Raw genomic sequence first — 12,327 nt, 5'->3', positions numbered from 1 at the left:
CCCTCACCCTGCAAGGGGGAGGGGACTGGTGCGAGGAGGTGGGTACACCTCACTCCGTTCGCGGAGGAGAGGTACAACAAACGCCCATACAGAGTTTCAGGAGGCACTTTGGCTTACCTCATCGACCGGCGTCTGCAAGGCAAGAACAAGTCCGCGGGCAACCGCGAACGTTTCCTGCGGCGTTACAAGTCCCAGATCAAGGATGCCGTTGCACGTGCCGTCAAGGGCCGCTCGATCACCGAGGTCGAGAAAGGCGAAAAGATTTCCATTCCCGTCAAGGACATCAACGAGCCCACCTTCGGCCATGCGCATGGCGGCGTGTGGGAAACGGTGCGGCCGGGGAACAAGGAATACCAGAAAGGCGACCAGGTCCAGCGGCCGAAAGGCGGCAATGGCGCCGGCAAGGGCAAGGCAGGCAACAGCGAAGAGATCACCGAAGACGACTTCGTGTTCGAGCTCTCGCGCGAAGAGTTCATGAACTACTTCTTCGAAGACCTCGAACTGCCCAACCTCGTCAAGACACAACTCACTTCCATCACCGATTTCAAGCAGCAGCGCGCCGGCTACACCATCTCGGGCACGCCGACCAACATTCATGTGCTGCGCTCGATGCGCGGCGCGATCGGACGCCGCATCGCCGTCGGCGCCAAGTCGCGCAGGCGCCTGAAGGAAGCCGAAGCGGAAATGAATGAGCTGTTGAAGACCTGCTTCGAGGATGATCATCGCATCCTCGCGCTGCGCAAGGAGATCCATCACCTGCGCGCCAAGCTGGCCGGCATCCCCTTCCTCGATCCGATCGACCTGCGCTACAGCAACCGCATCAAGGTGCCCAAGCCGTCCACGCAGGCGGTGATGTTCTGCGTGATGGACGTCTCGGGCTCGATGGACCAGGCGAAGAAGGACGCCGCCAAGCGCTTCTTCATCCTGCTCTACCTGTTCCTCGAGCGCGCCTACGAGAAGATCGAGGTGGTGTTCATCCGTCATCATACGCAAGCGACCGAAGTCGACGAAAACGACTTCTTCAACTCGCGCGAGTCCGGCGGCACGGTGGTGTCCTCGGCGCTGCACCTGCTGGACAAGATCATCAATGAGCGCTATGCGCGCGGCGACTGGAACGTGTATGTCGCGCAGGCTTCCGACGGTGACAACTGGGATAACGACTCCATCACATGCCGCGAGCTGCTCATCAACAAGATCATGCCGCTGGTGCAGTACTACGCCTACGTCGAAATCACCGATGGCGAGCCGCAGAACCTGTGGCATGAATACACCCAGGTTCCGGACGTTCATCCGCACTTTGCGATGCAGAAAATCGAGTCGCCGGCAGACATCTATCCGGTGTTCCGTGAACTCTTCAAGAAGCAACCGAAATGACGACGACTGAGCTCAAGAAACCGGCAAGGAAGCCCCGCAAGAAGGCTGTCAAACCGTTCCGGCTGCCAGAGCAGTCGGAATGGACCTTCGAACTGCTTGAACAGATCCACGATGAAATCCATCGGGTGGCCGGCAACTTCGGCCTCGATACCTATCCGAACCAGCTGGAGGTCATCACCGCCGAGCAGATGATGGATGCCTACGCATCGGTCGGCATGCCGGTGTCTTACAGCCACTGGTCCTTCGGCAAGCATTTCCTCGCGACGGAAAAAAGCTACAAGCGCGGCCACATGGGGCTGGCGTATGAGATCGTGATCAACTCGAATCCGTGCATCGCCTACCTGATGGAGGAAAACAGCCTGACCATGCAGGCGCTGGTGATCGCGCATGCATCCTACGGCCACAATTCCTTCTTCAAGGGAAATTACCTGTTCCGCACCTGGACCGATGCGGATGCGATCATCGATTACATGGTGTTCGCGAAGAAGTACATTGCGGAATGCGAACGGCGCTACGGCATCGAAGCGGTCGAGCTGCTGCTCGACTCTTGCCACGCGCTGCAGAACTACGGCGTGGACCGCTACAAGCGTCCGGCCAAATTGTCGATGGCGAAAGAACGCGAGCGGCAGGAGGAGCGCGAGCGTTACCTGCAGTCGCAGGTCAACGAGCTGTGGCGTACGCTGCCGCGCAAGCCGGAAGTGGTGCAGGAAGACACTCCCAACCGCTTCCCGGCCGAGCCGCAGGAAAACCTGCTGTACTTCATCGAGAAATACGCACCGCTGCTGGAGCCGTGGCAGCGCGAGATCGTGCGCATCGTACGCAAGGTCTCGCAGTACTTCTATCCGCAGCGCCAGACGCAGGTGATGAACGAAGGCTGGGCGACGTTCTGGCATTACACCATCCTCAACCAGTTGTACGACGAAGGCATCGTCGGCAACGGCTTCATGATGGAGTTCCTGCAAAGCCACACCAATGTCGTCTACCAGCCGCCGGTCACGAGCAAGTACTTCAACGGCATCAATCCGTATGCACTCGGGTTCGCCATGATGCGCGACATCCGCCGCATCTGCGAAAACCCGACGGACGAAGACAGGCAGTGGTTCCCGGACATTGCTGGCAGCGACTGGAAGAAGACGCTCGACTTTGCGATGCGCAACTTCAAGGATGAGAGTTTCATCTCGCAATTCCTGTCGCCCAGACTGATCCGTGACTTCCACTTCTTCTCGGTGCTGGATGATGACAAGAAGGACAAGCTGGTCATCTCCGCCATTCATGATGATGCCGGCTATCGCTACCTGCGCGAGCAGCTTGCCGGGCAGTACAACATGCACAACCGCGAGCCGAACATTCAGGTGTGGTCGGTGGATACGCACGGCCATCGCGCACTGACCTTGCGCCACAACCAGTACCTGCGCCGTCCGCTCAATCAGCAGACGGACGAAGTGTTGAAGCACGTGGCGCGGCTGTGGGGTTTTGACGTGATCATGGAGACTGTCGATCCGGATGGAAATGTATTGAATATTACTGAACAAAAATGCGAGAAGAGACAGCGATAGCTGAAGACCGGTCATAGAAAGGATTGCGAGGACGCCGCTCGGAAAGGGGAGCGCCGCAAGGCGCAGCGGCGTCCATCGCAACCCGTCTGCAACCGTCTGCAATCAGTGTGGAGGCGCTTCTTGCAGGCGGCAATGGCCGCTCTTCTGTCATGGGCGCTTGTCGGAGCAATCCGGCAAGTCTTGATGCCAAGGCGAAAGCCTTGGCATTTTTTTGTCTGCGCACTGCCGATGCCACGCCGGCGTGCGCTGCGCGGCAACACTTGCTGTAAATATTGCACCCCCTTGTAGTCTCTTCCATGGCAGCACCGCGCATCACCGCATCCTTCACGGTTTCGCGCTCTGGCATGCACATTGCCTGACTTCGGATGCGTCGCATTGATGCACTTTGTTGGCTATTGCCATCATCTTCCTGAAGGAGACTTGAAATGGAAAAACGTCATCACCTGAACCGCCTGCTCAGCGTTGCTGCACTGGCGCTGCTGTTCGGCGGCACCTCCGTCTATGCGCAGTCCACCACACCGGACGCGTCCGGCATGACGAAGGAAAACAAGGCGGGCAAGATGAGCCCGACCGGCCAGAATGAAACGTCCAGCGCCAAGCCGCCGGCCAGCGGTTCGTCCGATACCGGCAGCAAGTCCTCGGCCGGCAGCAGCGGTTCATCCGATACGGGCAGCAAGTCCTCGGCCAGCAGCAGCGGATCGTCGGACACCTCGTCCAGTGCGAGCACGAGCGCGGGCGGCAAGACGCTGAGCAAATCGGACCAGAACCTGATGCGTGAAATCGCCCAGTCGAACCTGGCCGAAATCGAGGCGGCGAAAGTCGCGCAGAGCAAATCGAGTAGCCAGCAGGTCAAGGATTTTGCGCAGAAGATGATCGATGACCATACGCAGGCGCAGAAGGACCTGGAGCAGCTGGCCCAGTCCAAGGGCGTGACCCTGCCGACAGAGCCGGACAAGAAGCATCAGGCTGAAATCAAGAAACTCGGCGCGCTGGAAGGCAGCAAGTTCGACAAGCAATATATGGCCAAGGGCGGCGTTTCCGATCATCGCTCGACCGACAACTTCCTCAAGCGGGCAGAGCGGCGCGCGAAGGACTCCGACCTGAAGGCGTTGGTGGCGAAGATCAAGCCGACCGTTGACCAGCACCTGGCGATGGCCAAGGATATCGCCAGCGGCAAGGGGACGGCTTCCGGATCGTCAGCCGGATCAACCGGCAAGTCCGCATCGGGCAGCAGCTCTTCCGACACATCGGGTTCGGGCAGCAGCACCGGCAAGAGCAGCACCGGCAACAAGTAAGCCCGTGTTTCAAGCCGTATCCGCCATGCGTCTCCGCTCCGCCGCGCGGACGTACGGCGGCCGGCGCCTGCCACGCCTACTGGAGCGGACATGGACAATGATGAAGTGATCTCCACGCTGAACAAGCTGATCGAGACCAGCAAGGACGGTGAGGAAGGATTCAAGACCTGCGCCGATAACGCGAGCGATCCGCAGCTCAAGACCTTCTTTGTCAATCGCGCACAAACCTGCACCGCCGCCGTCATCGACTTGCAGCGCCTGGTGCGCGCTTACGGCGGCGACCCGGCCAACAGCAGCGACCTTGGCAGTGCGGTGCACCGGCGCTGGGTCGACATCAAGGGCCTGGTCACCGGCAAGGACGACAGGGCGGTGCTGAAGGAATGCGAGCGCGGCGAGGATGTCGCGGTGTCGAGCTACAAGAACGCGCTGGACAAGAACCTGCCAGCGGACGTGCGTGGCGTCGTGGAAAAGCAGTACCACGGCGTGCTGAAGAACCATGACCAGGTGAAGAGCCTGCGCGACCAGTACCGCAGCGCATAGCGCAAAGCGGGATCAGTGCGGCGGCCTTACCGGCTCATGCTGCACATTTTCCGCGCCGGGACGCACCAGCTTGTCAATCACGAACTCGACCATCGGCACGCGGCGTGCCGCTTCCAGGGCTGCTGTACGCTGCTGCTCGGATTCGATGCAGCCTTCGAGCTTGACCCATTTGTGCTCCGTCGATACCCAGATTGCCGAGCGCTGCAGTCCGGGCACGGCTTGCAGTGCCTCGACCACGTGCCTGTTGATCTCGGGATCGTGCATGTAGGGTCCGCCGGGTTCGCAAAGCCCGTTCAGCACGCAGGAGTTGCCGCGCTCGATGCGGTGATGCGCGTCCGCCAGGGCTTCCGCTTTCGTGCGCAGCGGGCCGTTCACGGTGCCGCATTGCGCTATCGCGCCCGTCGCCTGCTCGAACGGGTCGTTGTACCAGTTCTTCCTCTCCTCCGCATGCGCCATGGCCGATGCAAGAAGCAGCAGCGCCAGTGCGGTTTTCACCGTGCGAAGCGAGATCGGCAGTGTATCCATCATTCCTCCACGCGCAGTTGTTGCGAAGAGATTACCTGAACAAGGTCCGGGATGACAAAAATGCCACGGATCAGCCCCTGTGCCGTAGAGTAAAATAGCGCCCTTCCCACCGCATTTCTCTCACGCACATGCTGCGACTGACCAACGTCATCCTCCCGCTCGACCATCCCGCTGCCGACCTGCAAGCCGCCATCCTGGCAAGGCTGAAGATCGCGGCGGACGACCTTGTCCGCACCACCATCTTCCGGCGCGGCTACGACGCACGCAAGCGCAGTGCGATCACGCTGGTCTACACGCTCGATGTCGAAGTGAAGAACGAAGAGGCGGTGCTGACGCAGCTGAAGGACGTGCCGAATGTCAGCATCGCGCCGGACACCAGCTACAAGTTCGTCACCCATGCGCCCGAGCAGTTCAGCCAGCGCCCTGACGCGGCCCGTCCCGTCATCATCGGCTTCGGTCCCTGCGGCATATTCGCCGCGCTGATCCTCGCGCAGATGGGCTTCCGGCCCATCATCCTCGAACGCGGCAAGGTTGTGCGCGAGCGTACCAAAGACACCTGGGGCCTGTGGCGCAAGCGCGAGCTCAATCCGGAATCGAATGTGCAGTTCGGCGAAGGCGGCGCCGGCACCTTCTCGGACGGCAAGCTGCACAGCGGCATCAAGGATCCGAAGCACTACAGCCGCAAGGTGCTGACCGAATTCGTGAACGCCTACGCGCCGGAAGAAATCCTGTACGTCAGCAAGCCGCACATCGGCACCTTCCGCCTCGTGAAGATGGTGCAGGCGATGCGCGAAACCATCGAATCGCTGGGCGGCGAATTCCGTTTCGAAGCGAAGGTCGCCGACCTCGACATCGATCAGGGGCAGATGCGCGGTGTGGTGCTCGCCAGCGGCGAACGCATCGTCTCCGATCATGTCGTGCTCGCCGTCGGACACAGCGCGCGCGACACCTTCCAGATGCTGCATGAGCGTGGCGTATATGTGGAAGCGAAGCCGTTCTCCATCGGCTTTCGCATCGAGCATCCGCAGTCGCTGATCGACCGCGCGCGCTTCGGCAAGTTTGCCGGCCATCCGCTGCTCGGCGCCGCCGACTACAAGCTGGTGCATCACTGCAGCAACGGTCGCACCGTCTACAGCTTCTGCATGTGCCCCGGCGGCACGGTAGTCGCCGCCACCTCGGAACCGGGGCGCGTGGTCACCAACGGCATGAGCCAGTATTCGCGCAACGAGCGCAATGCCAACAGCGGCATCGTGGTAGGCATCACGCCGGAAGACTACCCGGGCGGGCCGCTCGCCGGCATCGATCTGCAGCGCGAACTGGAATCACGTGCCTTCGTGCTGGGTGGGGGCAATTACGACGCGCCGGGGCAACTGGTTGGCGACTTCATCGCCGGCAAGCCCTCCACCGAAGTCGGCGCGGTGCTGCCTTCCTACAAACCCGGCGTACACCTGACCGACCTCGCCCCCTCTTTGCCCGCGTACGCGATCGAAGCCATCCGCGAAGCGCTGCCCGCCTTCGACCGCCAGATCCGCGGCTATGCGATGCGCGATGCCCTGCTGACCGGCGTCGAAACGCGCACCTCATCGCCTGTGCGCATCAAGCGCCAGGACAATTTCCAGAGCGTGAACACGAAAGGTCTGTATCCCGCGGGCGAAGGCGCCGGTTATGCGGGCGGCATTCTCTCTGCGGCAGTGGACGGCATCAAGGTCGCGGAGGCGGTGGCGCTCAGCATGGTCGGTGCGGCCGATGCGCGCGGTGGGGCGCAGGCGGGGGAGCAGATTTATTAGGAAGTGGATTGGTCCACGAAAGACACGAAAAACACGAAAACAAGCATTTCATGTTTTTCATGTTTTTGGTGGACCGAATACTGCAACATTCGTCATCCGAAGGTTGGGCTGCAAAGCCCAACATGTCAAAAGATCAGCTTCAACACGCCGGTGACGACAAGCAGGCCGATGATGAAAATGATGGCAATAATCCACAGCAGTATTTTCAAGATTTTTCTCCATTGCTAGTGACATGAGCGGCGGCTTCGCAGGCCGTCGGTTCGGGCGTCGTCGTGCAGCGTGAGTGGTGCAGGGCAGAAGCTCCTGAAAGCTACACTCGCTTGTCGCTCTGCCCATGCTGCTCGACCTTGTCTCCGAGCATGTCTTCCACATACCACATCCTGACGATCACCATGCCGGCCGCCGTCAGCGGCGTTGCAAGAATGATGCCGAGCACACCGGCAAGGGTGCCGAGCAAGACCTGCATGGCGAGCAGCAGTGCGGGCGGAAGATCGACCAGGTGCTGTTGCAGCAGCGGTGTCAGGAGATAGCTCTCGAAGATCTGTACAGCGATGTACAGCAGCAACACATAGAAGGCTTTTTCCGGGCTCTCGAACAGAGCAATCAGAGCGGCCGGAATTACCGACGCGATCGGGCCGAAATTCGGAATGAAGGACAGCATTGCGGCGATGAAGCCGAGCACGAGTGCCAGATCGATGCCGAGCAGCCACAGGCCGAGCGTCGTCAGCACACCAATGGCCGCCATGGCGGAAAGCTTTGCAATCAGCCAGCTACGCAGCGTCGCCCCTGTCGCATTCGCGATAGCGCGCGCCCTGCCCCGCTTGTCCTTGGGAATCAGGCGCATGCTTCCGTGAATATACAATTGCGGCCTCACAGCGAGAAACAGGCCGACAAAGACGGCAAACACCAGGTTGCCCAGCGCGTTCAGAGAGGACGACAGCACACCGGCAATGGCGCCCACGCCTGACGACGATTCGGGCATCCACTGCTGCAGGCGCTCCCTGCTTGCCCACAGCCGGTTTGCCCAGTCGAATTGCAGAACGTATTGCTTCAGTGCCTCGACCGCGCGCGGCAGGCGATCCGCCAGATCGCTCGCCTGGTCCGCGACATCCGGCACGATCAACCAGCCGCCCACGCCAAGAACCGCAAGCGGAACAAGAATGGAGAGCGCAAGCGACCATTCTTCGGGAAGGCCGGTCTTGTGCGCAGTCCACGCCGACATGCCGTGAAGCAGGACGGCGAGCAGGATGCCCGCATAGATGACCAGCAGCACCTGCACGGCGTTCAGCAGCAACAGGATGAACAGGATGACCACGCCATACATGCTGGCCTGAATCAGTGCTCTCAGTGCTACCGTCTTGCCATCCACGAAACGCCTCCGATGCGCATTGCCATGCCATGAATTTGCCTGCCGCCCGAGGAGGCAAGCCGCATGCCAAGTGCCGGCAGGTACGACCCGTGGCGGCGCTTCCATGTTTCGCCCGCCGCGCGGTCAATCTACTGGTAGGGAAGGCAGAAAAGGCAGGATGTGCTTTGCGCATCAAACCGATTGCCACCCGATTCGCGATTCCATCGCCGATAAAAGGATGGCATGGTGACGTGTGAAAAACACGCCCTGCGTGTGCTGCCGCAAGACCAGGTTCAGAACGGCAGTGGCAAATGGAGCGGCAACGTCAAGGAACGTTGAACGTAAGCGTCAGGAGAACTGCACCAGTTCACCCGCACGGTCAAACGCCAGGAACCGGGCGAGCGAGCCCTGCTCGATCGCACTGATCATTTGCTTCAGGGCTTGCGTGGCGGAGTCGCTGGAGGGCACCACACCGCTGCGTCCGGACAAGGAGGCGGCGAACACGATATCCCAGTGCTGCCCGGTGCGCTTCGATTCCTCCACCAGGCCGGCAAAATCCTCGGCTTCGCCCGGCAGCTTGTCGACGCACATGATCGGCGTCAGCGTGCCGCCTTGCTGCGCGCGGAAGCTTTGCTTCTGGCTTTCGGTCGCATTCGGCGGCAGCGAGGATTCGGCAAAGACAAACAGCAGGCGCTGCGGCTCCGGCTGTCGTTTAGCCGCGGTCACAAATTCCGTGTAACTGGTGATATTCATTTGACGGGTTCCTTCCAAAGATGCGCGGTGCACATGGGCAAGCGCCGGGCGACATCTTACCTCCGCCGACTGTCGCCCGGCATCAAATTCTTTTTGGTCCACGGAAAACACGGAAGACACGGAAATAAAGACCGGATCTTTCCGTGTCTTCCGTGTTTTCCGTGGACCCTTTATCCGCCTTAATGCACCACCAGCCGCCGCAGCCAATCCAGCAGCACCGCCGGCAGCAGCTCCGGACTCGGCAGGAGTGCGTACTGGTGCGCGCCGAAAATTTGCGGCAGGTAGTTCGCGGCCTGACGGTCGATGGTCAGGCAGAACGGGAAGATGCCTTGCAGTTTCGCTTCCGTGACTGCCTGGCGCATGTCTTCCACGCCGTATTTTCCCTCGTAGTAGTCGAGGTCGTTCGGCTTGCCGTCCGATAGCAGCAGGAGCAGGCGATGCCGCGCTGGTTGCTGCATGAGCGTGGAGGTGACGTGGCGTATCGCCGCGCCGGCTCGCGTGTAGCGCTCCGGCTCCAGCGCGGCGATACGCAGCGCGACGAGATCGCTGTGCGGCTCATCGAAATCCTTGAGCGTGCGCAGTGTGACCCTGCCCGGTCCTTCGCCGGAGAAGGCGTGCACCGCGAAGGGTTCGTTCATGCCGTCGAGCGCGAAGCAGACCAGCAGCAGCGCCTCGCGCTCCACGTCGATGATACGCCGCCGCGCGGAGATCCAGCCGTCGGTGGAGCCGCTGATGTCGATCAGCAGCGCAATGGCCATGTCGCGCCGGATCATGCGCGAGGTCTGGTACAAAGCCTGTGCCATCGGCCGCCCCGCGCGAAAATCGGCGCGGCTCTCGATATAGGCATCGAGATCGATGTCTTCGCCGTCGATCTGCTTGCGCAGGCGCAGGCGGTCCGCGCGCAGCAGCTCGAAGCGTCGCCGGATGGCGTCGAGCATCGCGCGGTGTTCGGACAATGTGTTCGCCACCCATTGCGGCGAACCTTGCTGCGGCGGCAGCAGGTGCACGTGCGCGCCAGGCTCGCGATAGGCGTGGATGCGGTAGTCCCATTCAGGGTAGCTGAAATGTCGCTGTCCATGCTCAGGGCCGGAAGCCGCTGCCCTGGCGAGGGATGGCAGCGGATCATCCGACAGCAGCACTTCCTTCGGCCGTCCCGGCGTGGACACAAGACGCGCTTCCGGCAGTTCGGAGAGCGAATCAGCGAAATCCTCTGCAGCAGTCGATGCGTCGCGATCCGTCGGGCGCTGCATGCCGACCGGGTCTTCCGCGTGCTCCTGCGGTTGCGCGGTCTGCACCATCCACGCCCCGGTGCGCTGGTCGTCTTCATCCTCCGCCGCTTCGCGTACCTCGGGCCGGCGTGCGAGACGGGCACTGCGCGGATTCCTTTCATCGGGCTGCGCGGCGGTTTCGTCGTCCGTGCCGCGCATCGCAGTGCGTGGCGGCGGCGTTCGCAGCTCGCCGGTCCACATGTCCTTGCACAGCGGATGTCGGATGCGATGCAGTGCCGGTTCCGACTCGCGCGCGATGGCAGCGGCAAGAACGCGTGCCTGCTGCCACGAGCCCGCCGGCGTGCGTGAGATTGTCATGCCAGGTGGTGTCGCACGACAATCGGCTTGCAGTATCTTGCGCAGCAATTCCTCCACGTGTTGCCGTCCCGCTCTGAAGCGATTCATTGAAGGACGCTGCGACAATGCGTCGCGGCGCAGTGCATTCAGAGGCGCTGCAAGACCCGGCAGCAAACACGTCAATGCATGATCGGCGGCCACCGCTTCGAGCAGCAGGTAAATGTCGCGTTCCAGCGGCGTTGAACCCGGCGCACGCAAACCTGCGCTGCCGCGTGCGGCCCGCATCGCCTGCTGCAGCGCGAGGATGCGATAGCGCTCGATGGCTGCGTCGGAGGCGTTCAACTCGGACGGCAACCAGATCGCCTGCCCGTCGGTGACAGGCAGCGCAGATTGCGCAGCGGGTTGCTCATGCCGCCGAAGCAGCGCGCGCAACAAGGTCGGCGGTGCGGGAGCCTGCGCGACATGCAGCGGCATCGCATCGCCGAAAACAGCGGCGAGCAGCAGGCTGATGCGTTGCGCGACATCGGCCAGTCTTACCGAAGGTGTGGCAGTGGCCGCACGATGCCGTCGCCACAAACCCTGTGCGTAGGCAGTAGCGTGACGCGCCACATCCTGCAGAACATCTTCCGCTTCGGCCATGATCAGATGAGAAATGCAGGGCAAAAAACCATGTCCACGGAAAACACAGAAAACACGGAAAAGTTTTTATTTATTTCCGTGTTTTCTGTGTTTTCCGTGGACATCTCTTACGCTCTCGTCAATTCGACTGACTACACGAACGTCGCATCCACCAGGTCGCGCATCGCTCCCACAAGCGAGGCATCGTCGGAGAGCGGCGACACGAGCGCCGCGTAGCAGGCTTCCCGCGCTTCGATGCCGCTTGCGATCAGGCGTGCGGCGGCGATCAGGAGGCGTGTGCTGGGCACTTCGGCGAGGCCGCGATCCTGCAGGCTGCGCAGGCGCTGTCCGAGCGATACCAGCGCATGTGCCGTCGGGTGATCGGCGCCGCTTTCATGCTGCACGATGCGGATCTCGCGCTCTGCGCGAGGAAATCCGAGGTCGAGCGCGACGAAGCGCTGGCGAGTGCTTGGCTTGAGGTCCTTGAGCATGCGCTGGTAGCCGGGGTTGTACGACACGACCAGTTGAAAGCCGGGCGCCGCCTCGATCAGTTCGCCGGCCTTGTCGAGCGGCAGGATGCGCCGGTAATCGGTGAGCGGATGCAGCACCACGACCGTGTCCTGGCGCGCTTCGACGATTTCATCGAGGTAGCAGATCGCACCTTCGCGCACCGCGCGGGTGAGCGGACCGTCCTGCCATACCGTGTCGTCGTGCCGGATCAGGAAGCGGCCGACGAGATCGCTTGCGGTCAGGTCGTCGTGGCAGGAGATGGTGATGACGGGGCGGCCAAGCCGCCACGCCATGTGCTCGATGAAACGTGTCTTGCCGCAGCCGGTCGGGCCCTTGAGCATGACGGCCAGCCTGCGCGCATGGCATTGTTCGAAGATGCGCACTTCATCGCCCGATGGAACATAGAACGGTTCATCGTCGGGACGGCTCGCGGCTATCTGCATCCTTTGTCCGCTC

At 61.6% G+C, this 12,327-nt stretch carries 11 protein-coding genes; 6 read left to right on the top strand and 5 right to left on the bottom strand.

Going from position 1 to position 12,327, the window contains the following annotated elements:
• Window positions 1-108 precede the first annotated feature (108 nt).
• From VJ698_RS18215 to VJ698_RS18200, 4 genes are all read left to right on the top strand, one after another.
• The gene (locus tag VJ698_RS18215) at window positions 109-1,374 is read left to right on the top strand and encodes a YeaH/YhbH family protein (protein WP_324104216.1); all 1,266 of its coding nucleotides are present in this window, start codon (window positions 109-111) and stop codon (window positions 1,372-1,374) included.
• Window positions 1,371-2,930: a SpoVR family protein gene (locus VJ698_RS18210; protein ID WP_324104215.1), complete on the top strand. Its 1,560-nt coding sequence runs from the start codon at window positions 1,371-1,373 to the stop codon at window positions 2,928-2,930. The genes VJ698_RS18215 and VJ698_RS18210 overlap by 4 nt, the downstream gene beginning before the upstream one ends.
• Before the next feature lie 425 nt (window positions 2,931-3,355).
• Window positions 3,356-4,225 (top strand): DUF4142 domain-containing protein, encoded by an 870-nt coding sequence (locus VJ698_RS18205; protein WP_324104214.1) that lies wholly within the window; start codon window positions 3,356-3,358, stop codon window positions 4,223-4,225.
• Window positions 4,226-4,315: 90 nt separating this feature from the next.
• Window positions 4,316-4,765 (top strand): PA2169 family four-helix-bundle protein, encoded by a 450-nt coding sequence (locus VJ698_RS18200; protein WP_324104213.1) that lies wholly within the window; start codon window positions 4,316-4,318, stop codon window positions 4,763-4,765.
• A gap of 12 nt (window positions 4,766-4,777) precedes the next feature.
• Here the strand turns inward: VJ698_RS18200 and VJ698_RS18195 are convergent, their stop codons facing one another.
• Window positions 4,778-5,293 (bottom strand): BON domain-containing protein, encoded by a 516-nt coding sequence (locus VJ698_RS18195; RefSeq protein WP_324104212.1) that lies wholly within the window; start codon window positions 5,291-5,293, stop codon window positions 4,778-4,780.
• 125 nt (window positions 5,294-5,418) lie between these two features.
• On the opposite strand from VJ698_RS18195, the gene VJ698_RS18190 reads away from it, so the two are divergent.
• On the top strand, window positions 5,419-7,077 hold the full coding sequence (locus VJ698_RS18190) for an NAD(P)/FAD-dependent oxidoreductase (RefSeq protein WP_324104211.1): 1,659 nt from the start codon (window positions 5,419-5,421) through the stop codon (window positions 7,075-7,077).
• Window positions 7,078-7,127: 50 nt separating this feature from the next.
• A complete protein-coding gene (locus VJ698_RS18185) occupies window positions 7,128-7,313 on the top strand; it encodes a hypothetical protein (RefSeq protein ID WP_324104210.1) in 186 nt (61 codons plus the stop codon).
• Window positions 7,314-7,387: 74 nt separating this feature from the next.
• On the opposite strand, the gene VJ698_RS18180 is transcribed toward VJ698_RS18185, so the two are convergent.
• From VJ698_RS18180 to VJ698_RS18165, 4 genes are all read right to left on the bottom strand, one after another.
• Complete coding sequence (locus VJ698_RS18180) at window positions 7,388-8,446, bottom strand: AI-2E family transporter (protein WP_324104209.1); 1,059 nt, start codon at window positions 8,444-8,446, stop codon at window positions 7,388-7,390.
• Between the two features lie 327 nt (window positions 8,447-8,773).
• Window positions 8,774-9,178: a ribonucleotide reductase subunit alpha gene (locus tag VJ698_RS18175; protein WP_324104208.1), complete on the bottom strand. Its 405-nt coding sequence runs from the start codon at window positions 9,176-9,178 to the stop codon at window positions 8,774-8,776.
• Window positions 9,179-9,357: 179 nt separating this feature from the next.
• Window positions 9,358-11,382, bottom strand: a complete 2,025-nt coding sequence (locus VJ698_RS18170) for a nitric oxide reductase activation protein NorD (protein ID WP_324104207.1) — start codon at window positions 11,380-11,382, stop codon at window positions 9,358-9,360.
• Between the two features lie 131 nt (window positions 11,383-11,513).
• Entirely contained in the window at window positions 11,514-12,314 is an 801-nt protein-coding gene (locus VJ698_RS18165) for an AAA family ATPase (protein WP_324104206.1), read from the bottom strand.
• Window positions 12,315-12,327: the final 13 nt, after the last annotated feature.

The sequence above is a fragment of the Noviherbaspirillum sp. genome (genome assembly GCF_035254685.1).
In the GTDB taxonomy this organism is placed as follows: domain Bacteria; phylum Pseudomonadota; class Gammaproteobacteria; order Burkholderiales; family Burkholderiaceae_D; genus Noviherbaspirillum.
Note: the sequence above shows the minus strand (reverse complement) of the source record. Positions and strands in the feature narration are given on the sequence as shown.

What these genes read in the sequence shown, in the direction of transcription:
- VJ698_RS18170 (WP_324104207.1), bottom strand. Translation starts at nt 11,382, where the DNA reads ATGGCCGAAGCGGAAGATGTTCTGCAGGATGTGGCGCGTCACGCTACT.
- VJ698_RS18200 (WP_324104213.1), top strand. Translation starts at nt 4,316, where the DNA reads ATGGACAATGATGAAGTGATCTCCACGCTGAACAAGCTGATCGAGACC.
- VJ698_RS18205 (WP_324104214.1), top strand. Translation starts at nt 3,356, where the DNA reads ATGGAAAAACGTCATCACCTGAACCGCCTGCTCAGCGTTGCTGCACTG.
- VJ698_RS18195 (WP_324104212.1), bottom strand. Translation starts at nt 5,293, where the DNA reads ATGATGGATACACTGCCGATCTCGCTTCGCACGGTGAAAACCGCACTG.
- VJ698_RS18175 (WP_324104208.1), bottom strand. Translation starts at nt 9,178, where the DNA reads ATGAATATCACCAGTTACACGGAATTTGTGACCGCGGCTAAACGACAG.
- VJ698_RS18190 (WP_324104211.1), top strand. Translation starts at nt 5,419, where the DNA reads ATGCTGCGACTGACCAACGTCATCCTCCCGCTCGACCATCCCGCTGCC.
- VJ698_RS18185 (WP_324104210.1), top strand. Translation starts at nt 7,128, where the DNA reads ATGTTTTTCATGTTTTTGGTGGACCGAATACTGCAACATTCGTCATCC.
- VJ698_RS18210 (WP_324104215.1), top strand. Translation starts at nt 1,371, where the DNA reads ATGACGACGACTGAGCTCAAGAAACCGGCAAGGAAGCCCCGCAAGAAG.
- VJ698_RS18165 (WP_324104206.1), bottom strand. Translation starts at nt 12,314, where the DNA reads ATGCAGATAGCCGCGAGCCGTCCCGACGATGAACCGTTCTATGTTCCA.